The following is a 15,749-nucleotide window of genomic DNA, read 5'->3' as shown; positions in this document are numbered from 1 at the left end:
GCCATGATCAAGCGCATCATCAGCTTCTCCGCGCACAACCCGTTCATCGTCCTCGGCGCCACCCTCGTCACGCTCGTCGGCGCGTGGTGGACGATGCGGAACATCCCGCTCGACGCGCTGCCGGACATGTCCGACACGCAGGTCATCGTCTACTCGAAGTGGGATCGCAGCCCGGACATCATCGAGGACCAGGTGACCTACCCCATCACCTCGGCGCTGCTGGGCGCGCCGCGGGTGAAGGCGGTCCGCGGGTTCTCCGACTTCGGGTTCAGCTACGTCTACGTCATCTTCGAGGACGGGACCGACATGTACTGGGCGCGCACGCGCGTGCTCGAGTACCTGTCCAAGATCACCCCGCAGCTGCCGCAGGGGGTGACGACCGAGCTCGGCCCGGACGCCACCAGCGTGGGCTGGGTGTTCCAGTACGCGCTGGTGGACCGCACCGGCAAGCACACCTCCGACGAGCTGCGCTCCACGCAGGACTGGTTCCTGCGCTACGCGGTCCAGAGCGTCCCCGGCGTGTCGGAGGTCGCGACCGTGGGCGGCCAGGTGCGCCAGTACCAGATCACCGTCAACCCGAACGCGCTCGCGTCCTACGGGCTGCCCATCGACGCGGTGGTGCAGGCGGTCCGCAGCGGCAACAACGACGTGGGCGGGCGCCTGGTGGAGCTGTCCGGGCGCGAGTACATGGTCCGCGGCCGCGGCTACGTGAAGTCGATCCAGGACCTCGAGAACCTGGTGCTGCGCGCGCAGGGCGGCACGCCGGTGCTGGTGAAGGACGTGGCCACGGTGTCGCTCGGCCCGGAGATGCGCCGCGGCATCGCCGACCTCGACGGCGAGGGCGACGTGGTGGGCGGCATCGTCGTGATGCGCGCCGGCGAGAACGCGCTCAACGTCATCGACCGGGTCAAGGCGAAGCTGGAGGAGGTGAAGCCGTCGCTGCCGAAGGGCGTGGAGGTGGTGACCACCTACGACCGCTCCGAGCTCATCGGCAAGGCCATCGAGAACGTGAAGGGGAAGCTCCTCGAGGAGATCCTCATCGTCTCGCTGGTGATCCTGGTGTTCCTCTGGCACGTGCCGTCCGCCATCGTTCCCATCGTCACCATCCCGGTGTCGGTCGCGCTCGCCTTCATCCCCATGTACTTCATGGGCCTGAACGCGAACCTCATGTCGCTGGCGGGCATCGCCATCTCCATCGGCGTGCTGGTGGACGGCGCCATCGTCGAGGTGGAGAACGCGTACAACAAGATCCACCACTGGATCGCCGACGGGAAGAAGGGCGACTTCCACCAGGTCCGCCTGGAGGCGCTGCTGGAGGTGGGCCCGGGCGTCTTCTTCTCGCTGCTGGTGGTGGCGGTCGCGTTCATGCCGGTGTTCACCCTGGTGGACCAGGAGGGCCGGCTCTTCCGCCCGCTCGCCTACTCCAAGAACCTGGCCATGGCGATCGCGGCGCTGCTCGCCATCACGCTCGACCCCGCCATGCGCATGCTGTTCGCGCGCGTCGAGCCGTTCCGCTTCCGCCCGCGGCCGGTGGCCTGGGTCGCGAACCAGGTGCTGGTCGGCAAGTACTACTCGGAGGAGCGGCACCCCATCAGCCGCTTCCTGCACCGGATCTACGAGCCGCCCTGCCGGTTCGTGGTGAAGCACGCGAAGGCCACGCTGGTCGTGGCGGCGCTGCTCGTCGCCACCTCGATCCCGGCGTACCTCGCGCTCGGCCACGAGTTCATGCCGCCCCTGCGCGAGGGGACCATCCTCTACATGCCGTCCGCGGTGGAGCCCGGCATGTCGGTCGCCGAGGCGCAGCGCGCGCTCCAGGTGCAGGACAAGATCCTGAAGACGTTCCCCGAGGTCGAGCGCGTGTTCGGCAAGGCCGGCCGCGCCAACACCTCCACCGACCCGGCCCCGTTCACCATGATGGAGACCACCATCGTGCTGAAGCCGGAGGCGCAGTGGCGCGAGCAGCCGCGCTGGTACTCGTCCTGGGCGCCGGAGTGGCTGAAGGGCGTGCTGCGCGCGGTCTGGCGCGACCGGATCACCGAGGACCACCTCATCTCCGAGATGGACGAGGCGCTCCGGCTGCCGGGCATCTCCAACGCCTGGACCATGCCGATCAAGGGACGCCTCGACATGCTCTCCACCGGCATCCGCACGCCGGTGGGCATCAAGGTGGCCGGCGCGGACCTCGCCACGGTGGAGAAGGTGGCGAAGGACATCGAGTCGGCGGTGCAGCACGTGCCCGGGACCCGCAGCGTCTACGCGGAGCGCGTGGCCGGCGGCTACTTCCTCGACTTCGTGCTGAAGCGCGAGCAGCTCGCCCGCTACGGCCTGTCGGTGGACGCGGCCAACATGATGGTGATGACCGCGGTGGGCGGCGACAACCAGACCACCACGGTGATGGGGCGCGAGCGCTACGGCGTGAACGTCCGGTACGCGCGCGACTACCGCGACGACCTGGACGCGCTGAAGCGGGTGCTCCTGCCGCTGCCCGGCGGCCAGGGGCAGATCCCCATGGAGGAGATCGCCGACGTGGTGCTGGCGCAGGGCCCGTCGATGATCCGCGACGAGAACGGCCTGCTCGCCGGCTACGTGTACGTGGACTTCGACACGTCCAAGGTGGACGTGGGCCGGTACGTGGACCAGGCCAAGGCGAAGGTGGCCGAGCTGGTGAAGCCGCCGCCCGGCTACGCCATCTCCTGGAGCGGCCAGTACGAGAACATGATCCGGGTGAAGGAGCGGCTGAAGCTCATCATCCCGGTGACGCTCGTGCTCATCTTCGCGCTGCTCTACATGAACACGAAGAGCGCGTTCAAGGCGTCGCTGGTGATGCTGGCGGTGCCGTTCTCGGCCATCGGCGCCGTCTGGCTGCTGTGGCTGCTCGACTACAACGTGTCGATCGCGGTGTGGGTCGGCCTCATCGCGCTCATGGGCCTCGACGCCGAGACCGGCGTGTTCATGCTGCTGTTCCTCGACCTCTCCTACGACGAGCACCGGAAGAAGGGGCTGGTGAAGGACGAGGACGGGCTGGTCGAGGCCATCATCCACGGCGCGGTGAAGCGCGTGCGCCCGAAGGCCATGACCGTGTTCGCCGCGATGATGGGCCTCTTGCCCATCATGTGGTCCACCGGCACCGGCGCCGACCTCATGAAGCGCATCGCCGCGCCCATGGTCGGCGGCCTGGTGACCTCGTTCCTGCTCGAGCTGCTCGTCTACCCGGCGGTCTACTTCCTGTGGAAGAAGCGCGAGCTCGGCAAGCCGCTGCCCGAGGAGGCCGAGGTCGCCGCGGCGTAGGCGCCGGGCGCTGGCTAGGGCGCGTCCGCGGCCGCCGCGAGCAGCGCGTCGTTCTCGGCGCGCGTGCCGACGGTGATCCGGATGCAGCCCTCCAGCCCGGCGTAGTGGTCCTGGCGGCGGACCAGGATGCCGCGCGCGAGCAGGTGCTCCCAGGCCGCCTTCGCGTCCGGCGTGCGGACGAGCAGGTAGTTCGCGGCGCTCGGGTAGGGCCGCCAGGTCGGGTGCGCCGAGAGCGCCGCGAGCACGCGGGCGCGCTCGGCCTGGATCCGCTGCACCAGCTCGCCCACGTAGCCGGGCGCCTCGAGCACCGTCTGCAGGATGGCGCCGGTGTGCACCGGGATGCAGAACGGCGGCAGGCAGGCGCGGACCACCGCCGCCACCTTCGGCGACGCGAGCAGGTAGCCGGCGCGGACGCCGCCCAGGCACCAGGACTTCGAGAACGTCCGCAGCACCGCCACGTGCTCGTTCGCCCGCGCGAGCGGGCGGGCGTCGCTGCCCGCGAACGCGTGGTACGCCTCGTCCACCACCAGCACCCAGCCCTGCTGGCGGGCGCGGTCGGCGAGCCGCTCCACGTCGCCGGTCGCGAAGAGCTGCCCGGTGGGCGCGTGCGGGTTCGGGAGGAACAGCACGCCGCCCGCGCCGTCCATGGCGGCGAGCAGCGCGTCCATGGGGATCGCGAACCCCGGCGCGAGCGGGATGCCGCGCCACGGCGTGCCGGTCGCGACGCTGCCGCCCTTGTAGTAGGGGAACGCCGGCACGGTGTCCACGACCGCGCGCGCGGCCTGCGTGAGCGCGAGCACGAGCAGGTTCGAGCCCGGCGCGAGCACCACGCCCTGCGGGTCCCAGCCCTCGTGCCGCGCCACCGCCGCCCGCACGTCCTCGGCGTGCAGCTCCGGGTAGCGGTTCCAGGCGGCGCGGGCGATGCGCTCCAGCGCGCGGGCCTTCAGGTCGGGGGGGAGGTCGTCGGGGCTCTCGTTCTGGTCGAGCTTCAGGCGCGCATCGACCTTCGCGTACGGGTAATCGGCGACTGAGGCGAGGTGGGGCTTGAACGCGTTCACGCGCGAGAACCTACCACACGGACGCGCAGACCTCCCCCAGTCGGGACGGGCGGAGGCCGGGTCGGGAACTCCCGACACGCCAGCGCGCAACCCCGCGAGATCCGGTGCGCCGAGGGCTGGCAGGGGCCGTGCACATCGAGGGGGCAGATGGCCGGACGGACGGCCCCAGCGAAAAAGGAGAAGGTCATGGCGAACAAGAACAAGGTCCCCGCGCTCGTCGGTGCCGGCATCGGTCTCGCGGTCTTCCTCGCGGTCGCGCTCCTCCCCGCGCTCCTCTACGGCGGCTACGCGGGCGTGCTGCTCGCCGGCGGCATCTTCGGCACCCCGGTCACCGCCTCGATCGGCGTGAAGGCGCTCATCGTCTTCGGCATGGTCCTCGGCGTCACGGCGGTCGCCTCGCTCTTCGCGGTCGGCGGCGCGGCCGCGGGCGCCGCGGTGGGCGCGCTCCTCGGCGCCACCACCCCGGCCTCGAAGAAGGCCGAGGAGAAGGCCTAGCGGCGCGAGCCCCGAGGCAACGTCCGGCATCCGCAGAAGGGCCCCGGCTCCGAGAGGCGCCGGGGCCTTGCCGTCTCCGGAGTGCCCGCCGCGCTCAGCGGGTCCGGCCGAGCGCCGCGTCGATGGTCTCGGCGAGGTAGCCCGCGGCGAGCCCGACCGTGCGCGGCCCCGCGCCCTCGCCGCCGGCGATCCCCGGCGCGACCTCCATCACGTCGCCGCCCGCGAGCCCCACCTCGCTCCCCAGGCGGCGGACGAGCGACGAGACGAACGCCGGCGTGAGGCCGCCCGGCTCCGGCGTGCCGGTGGCGTCGGCCCACTGCTGGTCGGTCCCGTCGATGTCGTTCGAGAAGTAGACCGAGGAGACGCCGGTCGCCTTCACGTGCTCGAGGATCCGGTCCAGCGCGGCGCGCGGGTCGGCGAGCACGTCGGCGGCCCAGAACTGCCGCACGCCGAGCGTGGACTCCCAGTGCGCGCGGTCGCGCCCGGACGCGCGCGTGCCCACCTGCACCAGCCGCCCGCCGCGGCCCACCAGCTCGTTCGCGTGGTACGACCAGGTGCCGAAGCAGTAGCGGACCCCGAGCCGGTCCTCGAGCAGGTCGGTGTGCGCGTCGATCTGCACGATGCCCATGCCGGGCCAGCGCGGCGCGAGCGCCTTCACCACCGGCCACGCGGTGGAGTGATCGCCGCCCACCGCGAACACGCGGGCGCGCGGGTTCGCCTCGAGCACCAGCTCGAGCGCCCGCTCCGCGATGGAGAGCGGCGACACCGGCAGGCGCGCCGCCTCGTCCGCCGGCACGCCCGGGTAGAGCGCGCGCCGGCTGGCGGCGAGCTGCGCCTCGCTCAGCATGTCGTCGTGGAGCAGCTGCGGGACCACGAACACGTCGCCGAGGTCCACCACCCCGTCGGCGCGGTCGCGCGCGCTCCGCGACGGGTCGTCCGCGAGCAGCCGCTCGCGGATGGCGGCCGGCCCCAGGTTCGCGCCGCGGCGGAAGCCCGCGCCCACGTCGGAGGGGATGCCCAGCACCACCGCGCGGGCGGTGGCGGCGCGCTCCAGGTCCTCGCGCCAGCGGGCGCGGATCTCGGCCTCGTCGTCGGCGCCGTAGAGGCGGCGCTGCAGCGCGAGCTGCTCGGCCTTGCCGCTTGAGACGAGGTGGATGCCGCCGCCGGCCGGGCGGAGCAGGAGCGCGAGCGTGTCGGTGAGGTTCACGCCCGGAGGTTAGCCCCGCCCGGGCGACGGCGCACCTCCGCCGCGGGGGCGCCCCAGGAGCCGATCACGTGGACGACCGCGAGCGAAGCGAGCCGCCGGGGCGCCCGCCGCGTCCGCGGCGAAGCCGCCCGCGGCGGCGCACGGGACCCGGCGAGCGGGAGTGGGGCCCCGACGAGCTGTGCTCGGCGGGGCGAGGGCGGCAGCCCTCGTCAAACAGCCCGGGAGAGGACGAACTTCGCGAACTCGACGTCGGTGCTGGTGACGTGGTCCTGGAGCCAGCGCTCGACGAACGTGGAGACGCGCGTCGCCTGCAGCCCCGGCCCGCCGCGCTTCTCGTGCTCGTCGGAGAGCGCCATCAGGCTCGCCACGAAGCCGTCGTGCTCCGCCTTGTGCTGCGCGTAGCCCGGGTACTCCACCTGCCGCATCCAGGACTCCTCGGCCCCGAAGTGCGTCACGCAATAGAGGCGCAGGTACGAGAGGAGGATGCCGACCTCCTGCCGCGACGTCTGGCCCAGGCTGGACACGAAGCGCTCGGCGCGGCGGAACAGCTCCTGGTGCTGCGCGTCGATCTCCTCGATCCCGACCGCCAGGGCCGGCGTCCACGCGATCATGGCTCTCCTCGCTCGCTCATCGGGGCGCGGCGCGCCCGCCCGGTGAGCGCCGAGAGTACCGCAGGGGCCAGCCTCCGGCCCACCCCACCCGCGCACGATCGGCGCGGGGGGCCGCCGCGGCTTGCGCTGGATCAGGAGCGGCGCCGCGCCACGGCGGCCAGCGCGCGGGTGCAGCCGTCCACCAGGCGCTCGGCCTCCTCCGGCCCGCCCCAGCCCAGCAGCGCCGGGTTCTTCGGCTCGAAGAAGATGGCCGACAGGAAGAACTGCGCGATCTCGTCGCGGACCCGCGCGGGAAGGTCGTCCGGCGAGCGGAGGTCGTCGCCCCGCGGGTGCTTCACCGGCACCGCCAGGATGCGGTCGTTGCGCACCCGGCCGTTCGACTTGGAGTCCTGCTCCAGGCGCACCACGCCCACCGCGCGGCACGGCACCACCACGCCGGGGAAGCTCACCGCGTCCCAGTAGACGAGCGCGTCCACCGGGTCGCCGTCCGGCGCGCGCGTCCCCGGGACGAACCCCCAGTCGTACGGGTACGCGAGCCCGAGCGGCAGCGGGCGCGACACCGTGACCACGCCCAGCTCCGCGTCGTACTTCAGCTTCAGGCTGGCGCCGCGCGGCGACTCCACCACCACGCGCAGCGCGCCGCGCTCGTCGCGCGGGGGGAGCCGGGCGAGGTCGGTCATTCCCTGCACATGCCGGGGCACGCCCCGCCGGGCAATTGCATGACCGGTGGGGACCCTACCGGTGTCCCCGGCAGAGGGAGGGCGCCGGGCGGCCGGCCGGGCGCCGTGAGGCCGGCCTGCGCGCGGGCCCCGGTGGCGGTATCCTCGGGGGCGAGGAGGCGCGCGATGCACGAGAACCAGGAGCTCGTCCCGGTGGCGTCGTTCGAGAGCCTCTCCGAGGCCGAGGTGGCGCTCGGCCTGCTCGAGGCCGAGGGGATCGAGGCGGTGGTGCAGGACCGGCCGCTCGCGTCGCTGCTCCCGCCGATCGCGCTCGCGAACGGCGGGCTGGTGCTGCTCGTCCTCCCCGACGAGCTCGAGAAGGCGCGCGAGGTCCTCGCGACGCCGGACGCGGCCGGCTCCGAGGAGGCGCCGCTCCCGCCCGGCGGCGCGCCGGGCGAGCGGGAGTAGAGATTCACATTTCGTGAATTCGGCGGCTCACGCCTCCCAGGCGCGCACGAACTCGACCAGGGTCCGGACCGCGAAGCCGGTCCCGCCCTTCGCGACGTAGCCCTGCTCCTTGCCGGAGTGCGACGGCCCGGCGATGTCGAGGTGCGCCCAGGGCGCGTCCTTCGTGAACGCGTGGAGGAAGTGGGCCGCGGTGATGGCGCCGCCCCAGCGCTCGCCGGTGTTCTTGAGGTCGGCGCGGTCGCTCTTGAGCTGGTCCTTCAGCCCCTCGGTCATGGGCAGGCGCCAGACGTCCTCCCCGGCCGCGCGCGCCGCCGCGAGCACGCCGTCGGCGACCGGGCCGTCGGGCCCGAACAGGCCGGCGGTGCCGTTGCCGAGCGCCACGATGCAGGCGCCGGTGAGCGTGGCCACGTCGATCATCGCCGCCGGCTTCAGCGTCTCCGCCGCCCAGGAGAGGACGTCCCCGAGCACCAGCCGCCCCTCCGCGTCGGTGTTGGTGATCTCGACGGTCTGGCCGTCGTGCGCCACCAGCACGTCGGACGGCTTGTAGGCGCGGCCGCCCGGCATGTTCTCGCAGGCGCCCAGCACCGCGTGCACCGGGAACGGCGGCTTCAGCGCGGCGATCACCTGCATGGCGCCGAGCACCGCGGCGCTGCCCGCCATGTCGGTGTTCATGGTGACCATGCTCTCGGTGGGCTTCAGCGAGAGGCCGCCCGAGTCGAACGTGATGGCCTTGCCCACCAGCACCACCGGCGCCCTCCGCCCGGCGGCGCCGCGCGGCACCCAGCTCACCTTCACGAGGCGCGGCGGCTCCGCCGAGCCGCGCGTGACGCCCAGGAACATGCCCATCTTCAGCGCCTGGAGCTCCTTCGGCCCGCGCACCTCCACCGAGAGGCCGGCGCGCCGCGCCACCTCGGACGCCGCGCGCGCGAGCAGCTCCGGCGTGCAGTCGGCCGGGCCCAGGTTCACGAGGTCGCGCGCCCACGCCACCGCGCCCGCGAGCCGGCGGGCGAGCTCGAGCGCGTCCTTCACGGCGCGGGCCTTCTCCAGCGACGGCGGCACCAGCACCGCCACCTCGGAGACGCCGGCCGGCCGGGCGGGATCGTCCTTCCGGTAGCGGGAGAACCGGTACGCGCCGAGCAGCGCGCCCTCGGCGAGCGCGCGGGCGGCGCCGGGGAGCGCGCCGCCGTCCAGCTCCGGCGCGGCGAGCGCGAGCGTGCGCGCCCCGGCCTTCTCCGCGCCGCGCGCCGCCTTGCCCGCCGCGGCCCGGAGCGCCTCGTACCCGTCGCGCCCCCACGCCTCCAGCGCCTTCGCGCGCGCGCCCATCCCCATCAGCACCACCCGCCCGGCCCGGGCGCGCCCCAGCGTCGGCAGCGCCAGCTCCTGGCCCGCCTTCCCGGTGAACCGCTCGGCGCGCGCGGCCGCGAGCAGCGCGCCGTCCAGGAGGCGGTCGAGGTCCTTCACCGCGCCGGTCCCGCCGCCGCGGACCTCGTCCTCGAACACCGGCAGCGCCAGCGCGTCGGCCTCCGCCTCCGCCGGCGCCGCCCCTGCCGCCCTCACCGCGATCCGCTCGATGCCTCGGGACATGCGTGCTCCTCCACGGGTGTGTGGAGGCGTCGTTTAGCACGGGGAGGGCTACTGCGCCGCCTCGATGCGGCGGATGGCCTCGGCCGCCTCGGGCGCGCCGCAGGCCGGCACGCGGGTGCTGCCGAGCCCGAACAGCCCGCGCTTCTCGGCGCGGGCCGCGGCGGCCTCGCGCAGCCGGGGCAGGGCGGCGGGATCCGCCAGCTCGCCCAGGCGCCGGGCGGCGGCGCGGCGCACGTCGCATTCCGGGTCGGCGAGCAGCGCGCCGTACGCCGCCTGCCGCTCCACCTCCTCCTCGGCGCCGAGGTCCCGCAGCACCGCCAGCGCGCGCAGCCGCTGCACGCCGGTCCCGGCCGCGGCCGCGCCCGCGAGCACCGGGACGGCGCGCGCGCCCTCGTCGCGGAGCAGGCGCGCGGCGCGATCGGCGAGGCTGCGCTCGCCGCCGAGGTCCCGCGCCAGGTCCGAGCGCGCCTCCGCGTCGAGCACGCCGGCCTCGCGCGCCGCCTGGTAGGCCTCCACGCCGTCCGCGGCCCGGCCCGGGAGCCGGTGCAGGGCGCGCCCGTGCAGGAGGAGCAGCTCGGGGTCCTTCGGCCGGCTGCGCAGCGCGGCCTCGAGCGCGAGCCTCGCCTCGGCGGGCCGGCCGGCCGCGAGGTGCTCGCGCGCCTCGGCGGCAGGGCGCGCGCGGGCCCAGGCGATGCCGCCCACGAGCGCGAGCGCGAGGACGCCCGCGCCGGCCGCGGCGGCGGCGCGGCGCGGGTGGGCGCGGGCGCCGGCGGCGGCGCGGCGCCCGAGCGCCTCGAGCGCGGGGCGCGCGGCGGCCCGGGCGCGGGCCAGCGACGCGGCGGCGCGGGCGAGCGCATCGGCGGCGCGGGCGGCGAGCCGGCGGGCCGTGGCGCCGGGCCCGTGCACCGCGATCGCGGCCGGGCCGGGCAGCGTCAGCGTGCGGGGCGCCGCGACGGGCGGGGTCGGGAGCTCGTGCGCCACCAGCTCGAACTCGGCCGAGGCGAGCGGGGGCGGGGAGGGCGCGGGCGTCGCGCCGGGCGGCAGCGCGAACCCCGGGCCGAGCGCCGCGGCGAGCGCCTCGCCCAGCTCGGCCGCGCTGGCGGGGCGCGCGCCGGGCTCCTTCTCGCAGGCGCGGGCCACGACCGCGACGAGCGCCGGCCAGGCGGCGAGCTCCGGGCGCGCCTCGGCGAGCGGCGGCACCGGCGCGGTGGCCTGCTTCATGAGCAGGCCGCGCGCGTCGGGCGCGGTGAACGGGTGGTGGCCGGCCAGCATCCGCCAGGCGATGAGCCCGACCGCGTAGAGGTCCGCGCGCGCGTCCACCGCGCCGCCGGTGGCCTGCTCCGGCGCGAGGTACTCGGGCGTGCCCACCACCATGCCCGCCTGCGTGGCGCACCCGGAGCTCGGGTCGGTCATCTTGGCGATGCCGAAGTCGAGGATCTTCGCCACCTCGCGGCCGCTCGCGGTCCGCGCCAGGAACACGTTCTCCGGCTTCAGGTCGCGGTGCACGACGCCCATGGCGTGGGCGGCGCCCAGGCCGGCGCAGATCTGCCAGAGCACCGGGACCGCCGCGGCGGGCGCGAGGGCGCCCTCGCGCCGGAGCCGGTCGAACAGGCTCTCGCCGGTGAGCAGCTCCATCGCGAGGAACAGCCACCCCTCCTCGGTCCGGCCGAAGTCGGTGACGTGGACGATGTGATCGTGCTGGAGCGCGCTCGCGATCTCCGCCTCGCGGCGGAACCGCTCCACCAGGTCCGGCGAGGCCGACAGCTCCGGCCGGAGCACCTTCACCGCCAGGTCCTTGCGCAGGTGGACGTGCCGGGCCTGGAACACCGCCCCCATGCCGCCCGTGGCCAGGTGGCCGGTCAGCTCGTACCGACCGTCGAGGCAGGTGCCGACGAGCGACGCCGGCTCGAAGGTGACGGGGGCGGACATTGCGGATCCGGACAAGCGGACCGGGATTGTAACCGCGTTCGCGCGGCTGCCCAGGATGCGGCGGCGCCGCGGCGACGCCCGCGCCCATGCGCCCACCGTGGACCACCCCACGCCGGGGCAGCCCCCCGCCGGACGCTCAGAGCAGGGTGAGAACGGCCTCATGCGGCGCCGGGGGGCGCACCGCGCGGGCGGCGGGGACGCTCCGCGCCCGGCGGGGCGCGCGCGGGCCGGGCGCGTCGCCGCCCGCGGCCCGGAGGAGCGCGCGCTCCAGCCGCGCCGCGACGCGCGCCCAGGTGAACCGCTCCGCCACCCGCGCGCGCCCGCGGGCGCCCATGGCCCGCGCGCCCTGCGGGTCGTCGAGGAGCCGCTCCAGCGCGCCGGCGAGCGCGACCGCGTCGCCGGGCGGCACGAGCACCCCGGTCACGCCCTCGACGACGATCTCCGGCACCGCCTCGACGCGCGTGCCGACGCACGGCACCGCGCACGCCATGGCGTCGAGGAACGCGATCCCGAACGGCTCGCGCAGCGTGGGCAGGACCAGCGCGGTGGCCTGGGCGAGCAGCGCGGGCAGCTCCTCGGTGGCGACCGGCCCGAGGTGGAAGGCGCCCTCCGGCAGCGGCGGGACCTCGCGCGGCCCCGCCACCAGCAGGCGGGCGCGCGGGCGGCGGCGGCGCAGGCGCGCGAACGCGTCGAGCAGGATGGGGCCGCCCTTGCGCCGGAAGTCCTTGCCCACGAACAGGAGCGTGCGGCCGTCGTCGCGCCGGGGCGCCTCGTCCGGGAACACGTTCGCGCCGGCGCCGACCACCGCGATGCGCCCGCGGTCCACGCCGTAGTCGCGCACCAGCGAGCGGGCCACGTTGGCCGAGAACGTCGCGATCACGCGCGCGCCGCCGTACACCGCCGCCTCCCGCGCCCGCCAGCCGGGCCCGTAGTCCACCGGCGCGGCCAGGCCGGCGGCGGGCCAGGGCGGGCTCGCCTGCGCCAGCGCGCGGGTGTGGTCGAGCAGGAGCGCGTAGGGCAGCGGCGGCGGGAGGCCGGGCGCGAACAGGGCGCCGTTCTGGAGCACCAGGTCCGGCGCCGGGGCGAGCGCGCGCAGGCGCTCGCCGGCGCGGGACGCGTGGCGGTCCCAGGCGTAGGTCGTGTTCCACCGGTGCCGGAGCGCGAGGCGGCCGTAGCGCGCCGCGGCCAGCGCCAGGTGCGCGACCACCGGGGGCGCGGGGCGCAGGCGTCGCGTGGCGGGGTCGCGCGGCTCGAGGTCGCCGGTCGCCGCGACCAGCCGGAGCTCGTGCCCCCGCCCGCCGAGCGCCGCGGCGATGGCCGCGGTCACCCCGCTCTGGGACCCGTAATGGACGTACGCGATCGAGAGCCGCCCTCTCCGCATCCTCCCTCCCCTCCCCGGACCTCAAGGTGCAGTGCGGGGGGGTGAAGGGGAAGCCTGACAGGGGCGCGCGCACGCCCGCCCGGGCGCCGGGCGGCGCGGGGAACGGCGACGAAAGGCACCGGGATCAGACGCCGGCGGGCCGCTCGCCGTGGCGGGCCGTCACGACGGTGTGGATGCCGCCGCGGACGGCGAAGTCGCCCACGACCTCGATCCAGCGGGGCGCGAGCGCGGCCACGAGGTCGTCGCAGATGCGGTTCGTGACCGCCTCGTGGAACGTGCCCTCGTCCCGGAAGCTCCACAGGTAGAGCTTCAGGCTCTTCAGCTCCACGCAGCGCTCGGCCGGCACGTACCGGAGGCGGATGGTGGCGAAGTCCGGCTGCCCGGTCATCGGGCACACGCAGGTGAACTCCGGGCACTCCATCGCGATCTCGAACGGGCGTCCGGGCTTCGGGTTCGGGAACGTCTGGAGGTCGCGGGAGGGCTGGGTCGGCATGAGGCGTCCTTCGGGCTTGGTGCGAACCGGTGAAAAACCGACAGCATGCTGTCGGGATTTCGCGGGCCGGGCTGAAATCCTTACCGGTCGGGGTGGGGTCTCCGGCGGCAAGCCCCTGTAACCTCGTCGCGCGGGCCAAGGCAAGCGGATTGCTATCGGTAGGAACCGCACGCTCGAGACACGGAGGGATTCATGAACCGCAAGGCCCGCCGCCGCATGAAGCACCTCGCGCCCCGCCGCATGGTCACGACGCTCGGAGACCTCATCTCCGCCGCGTACGAGGCGGTCCCGGGCATCGGCGACAAGAAGCTCGAACGGGCGCTCCGCCTGCTCACCGAGTCGCCGCTGGCTCGCCAGATGAGCCCGCACGTCGAGTTCGTGCCGTAGTCCCCCGCGTCGCGGGGCTCAGTCGAACCGGGCCCCGCAGCGCGCGCAGTGCTGCTCCCGCAATGGATCGGCCGGTCCCGGACGTCCCCCCGGGGCCGGCCGGTCGTCTTCCTTCCCGAGCGGCGCCCCACACGAGGGGCAGCGCGCGACGGAGGCCACCGCGGCGAACGCGGCGAAGAGCAGCCCCACGCCCGCGACCGCCAGGCCTCCGCGCCAGCCGGCGCCGGCGGTGCCCACCAGCAGCCCGGCCGCGATCGCGCTCGCGACCGCCCAGGGCAGGAGCCGCCGCGCGCCGCGCGCCCGGGATCGTTCGCGCTGCAGGTCGGCGAGCCGCATGCGCCGCGCTCCCATCGCCCACCTCCTAGAATGCCAGGAGCGCCAGCACCAGCAGCACCAGCGCCTCGCCGGTGATGAAGCCGGAGGCGAGCGGGGTGTTGTAGATCGCCTCGGTCCTCGGCGAGAGCCGCTTCCACAGGTCCTGCACCAGGCCGCCCACCACCATCGGGAAGATGGCGAAGCCGGGGATGAGCATGCCGAGGCCCACGGCGGAGGGCGAGGGCACGAACCGGCCGATGCGCGGGTGCGACTCGAGCACGGTGAGCACCACGCCGACGACGAGCGCGAGGCCGAGCGCCGTGACCGCGCTCGGCGCGAGCGCGCCGAAGCCCTGCGAGAGGAGCTCGGCGAAGCCGGCCCACTTCACGCTGATCGGCGAGGTGAGGCCGCCCTCGCCGCCGATGCCGTACTTGGCCCGCACCGCCGGGTAGGCGATCGCGACCGCCAGCGCGCCCACCGGCACGCCGACGAGCTGCAGGATGGTGAGGTTCCGGTTGGTGGAGCCGACGATCTTGCCGGCCTTGTAGTCCTGCATCAGGTGCTCGCCGTTCGCCGCCACCGAGCCGCTCATGCCCGAGCCCACCATGTTGATGGGCACGTGGCCCGGCGCGAGCACCGCGAACACCGCCTGCATCACGTTCGCCATGGCGCTGATGGGCGCCCAGTTCGTCTCGCCCAGCACCCGGATCCCGACCAGCATCAGCACGAGCGAGAGGCCCACCGACACGAGCGACAGCCAGATGGGGAAGCCGAGCGAGAGCTTCTGCACCGCCACCAGCACCACCGTGCAGCCGATCGCGCCCCACACCACCCAGCGCATGGGGAAGTCGCCGCCGTCGGTCGTACCCTTCGACGACATCCCGCGGAACGTCTTCGCGATCACCTTCCGGTTCAGCACCAGCGCGGTGAGGCCGCCGGCGACCATGAGCCCGGTGGCGGGCCACATGATCCAGCGCTGCAGCACCGAGTTGAACGTCAGCTCCGGCACCAGCCCGGCCCGGAACAGCGGCTCGGGGGCCACCAGCCAGGCGAGGACCATGCCGAGCGCCATCGAGAGGGTGACGCGCAGGCCGATGAGCAGGCCGGCGCCGAGCGAGAGCACGCCGACCTCCGAGCCGACCCGGAGCGCCTCGGCGTGCGGGGTGAGGAAGCGGAAGGAGATCGTCTCGGGGATCCACCCGAGGCCCTGCCGCAGCGCCACGAAGCCCGCCGAGATCGCGCCGCCCAGGCCGAGCGCCGCGACGCGCGGGCCGGCCTGCTTCGGCCCCTGATCGAGCACGAGCAGCGTCTCCCCGGCGGCGGTGCCGTCGGCGAAGGTGAGGTTCTCCTGGTCGATGTAGTGCTTGCGCAGCGGCACCGCGAGCAGGACGCCCAGCATGCCGGACGGCGCGAGCCAGGCGAAGATCTGCAGCGGGCTGAGGTGCAGGCTCATCAGCCCGCGCTGGTTCAGCATGTCGATGGCGGCGAGCACCACCGACATGAAGCCCACGCCCGAGCCGGCGGCGGTGCCGGCGGTCTGCACCAGGTTCGTCTCCCAGCGCGTGGCGCGGACGCGCGTGGCGAGGCCCAGCAGGGAGAGCGCGATGAAGCCGAGGAACGCGCTCACCACCGAGATGTTCGGGCCGTAGCCGATGCGCAGCACCACCGTCGGCTCGGCCGCGCCCATGAGCGCGGCCACCACGACCGCGACGCACACGGCGCGGACGGTCAGCTCGCGGTGCGGCGCGCCCGCCGCGCCGGGCGCCGCGGTGGAGGATTCCTGAGCGATCTTGCGCATGGGCCGGAGACTCTAGCGCGAGGGCGCCGACCGGCCAATCGACCCGGAGGCGACGGGTCCCATGCGCACGGGACGG

Annotated in this window: 14 protein-coding genes; 4 read left to right on the top strand and 10 right to left on the bottom strand. The window is 74.8% G+C overall.

The genetic code is table 11. The features are described from left to right. Nucleotides 1–3: 3 nt before the first annotated feature. On the top strand, nt 4–3,288 hold the full coding sequence (locus tag ADEH_RS21200; protein WP_011423150.1) for an efflux RND transporter permease subunit: 3,285 nt from the start codon (nt 4–6) through the stop codon (nt 3,286–3,288). Nucleotides 3,289–3,302: 14 nt separating this feature from the next. On the opposite strand, the gene ADEH_RS21195 is transcribed toward ADEH_RS21200, so the two are convergent. Beyond that, nucleotides 3,303–4,346 (bottom strand): pyridoxal phosphate-dependent aminotransferase, encoded by a 1,044-nt coding sequence (locus ADEH_RS21195; RefSeq protein WP_011423149.1) that lies wholly within the window; start codon nt 4,344–4,346, stop codon nt 3,303–3,305. A 186-nt stretch (nt 4,347–4,532) separates the two neighbouring features. On the opposite strand from ADEH_RS21195, the gene ADEH_RS21190 reads away from it, so the two are divergent. Beyond that, on the top strand, nt 4,533–4,841 hold the full coding sequence (locus ADEH_RS21190) for a hypothetical protein (protein ID WP_011423148.1): 309 nt from the start codon (nt 4,533–4,535) through the stop codon (nt 4,839–4,841). 94 nt (nt 4,842–4,935) lie between these two features. On the opposite strand, the gene ADEH_RS21185 is transcribed toward ADEH_RS21190, so the two are convergent. From ADEH_RS21185 to ADEH_RS21175, 3 genes are all read right to left on the bottom strand, one after another. Further along, nucleotides 4,936–6,048 carry an arginase family protein gene (locus ADEH_RS21185; RefSeq protein ID WP_011423147.1) on the bottom strand — a complete coding sequence of 371 codons (1,113 nt, stop codon included), beginning with the start codon at nt 6,046–6,048 and terminating at the stop codon, nt 4,936–4,938. 209 nt (nt 6,049–6,257) lie between these two features. After that, complete coding sequence (locus ADEH_RS21180) at nt 6,258–6,659, bottom strand: bacteriohemerythrin (RefSeq protein WP_011423146.1); 402 nt, start codon at nt 6,657–6,659, stop codon at nt 6,258–6,260. 131 nt (nt 6,660–6,790) lie between these two features. Then, nucleotides 6,791–7,339 (bottom strand): inorganic diphosphatase, encoded by a 549-nt coding sequence (locus ADEH_RS21175; protein WP_011423145.1) that lies wholly within the window; start codon nt 7,337–7,339, stop codon nt 6,791–6,793. Nucleotides 7,340–7,504: 165 nt separating this feature from the next. On the opposite strand from ADEH_RS21175, the gene ADEH_RS21170 reads away from it, so the two are divergent. Further along, nucleotides 7,505–7,786: a putative signal transducing protein gene (locus ADEH_RS21170; RefSeq protein ID WP_011423144.1), complete on the top strand. Its 282-nt coding sequence runs from the start codon at nt 7,505–7,507 to the stop codon at nt 7,784–7,786. Between the two features lie 27 nt (nt 7,787–7,813). Here ADEH_RS21170 and ADEH_RS21165 read toward each other — a convergent pair whose 3' ends face one another. The 4 genes from ADEH_RS21165 to queF form a co-directional block, all read right to left on the bottom strand. Next, entirely contained in the window at nt 7,814–9,370 is a 1,557-nt protein-coding gene (locus tag ADEH_RS21165) for a leucyl aminopeptidase (RefSeq protein WP_011423143.1), read from the bottom strand. A 48-nt stretch (nt 9,371–9,418) separates the two neighbouring features. Continuing rightward, on the bottom strand, nt 9,419–11,314 hold the full coding sequence (locus tag ADEH_RS21160) for a serine/threonine-protein kinase (protein ID WP_232287368.1): 1,896 nt from the start codon (nt 11,312–11,314) through the stop codon (nt 9,419–9,421). A 121-nt stretch (nt 11,315–11,435) separates the two neighbouring features. Then, nucleotides 11,436–12,680 carry a glycosyltransferase family 4 protein gene (locus ADEH_RS21155; protein WP_011423141.1) on the bottom strand — a complete coding sequence of 415 codons (1,245 nt, stop codon included), beginning with the start codon at nt 12,678–12,680 and terminating at the stop codon, nt 11,436–11,438. A gap of 124 nt (nt 12,681–12,804) precedes the next feature. Continuing rightward, on the bottom strand, nt 12,805–13,173 hold the full coding sequence (gene queF / locus ADEH_RS21150; protein ID WP_041453750.1) for a preQ(1) synthase: 369 nt from the start codon (nt 13,171–13,173) through the stop codon (nt 12,805–12,807). A 192-nt stretch (nt 13,174–13,365) separates the two neighbouring features. Between queF and ADEH_RS21145 the strand changes: the two genes are divergently transcribed. Continuing rightward, nucleotides 13,366–13,560, top strand: a complete 195-nt coding sequence (locus ADEH_RS21145; RefSeq protein WP_041453749.1) for a hypothetical protein — start codon at nt 13,366–13,368, stop codon at nt 13,558–13,560. A gap of 18 nt (nt 13,561–13,578) precedes the next feature. On the opposite strand, the gene ADEH_RS21140 is transcribed toward ADEH_RS21145, so the two are convergent. Further along, nucleotides 13,579–13,911 carry a hypothetical protein gene (locus tag ADEH_RS21140; RefSeq protein ID WP_011423139.1) on the bottom strand — a complete coding sequence of 111 codons (333 nt, stop codon included), beginning with the start codon at nt 13,909–13,911 and terminating at the stop codon, nt 13,579–13,581. 10 nt (nt 13,912–13,921) lie between these two features. After that, nucleotides 13,922–15,673, bottom strand: coding sequence for an OPT/YSL family transporter (locus tag ADEH_RS21135; RefSeq protein ID WP_011423138.1), 1,752 nt, complete (start codon nt 15,671–15,673; stop codon nt 13,922–13,924). Nucleotides 15,674–15,749 lie beyond the last annotated feature (76 nt).

This window comes from Anaeromyxobacter dehalogenans 2CP-C, assembly GCF_000013385.1.
Lineage (GTDB): Bacteria > Myxococcota > Myxococcia > Myxococcales > Anaeromyxobacteraceae > Anaeromyxobacter > Anaeromyxobacter dehalogenans_B.
This window is presented reverse-complemented; position numbering and strand designations above follow the sequence as displayed.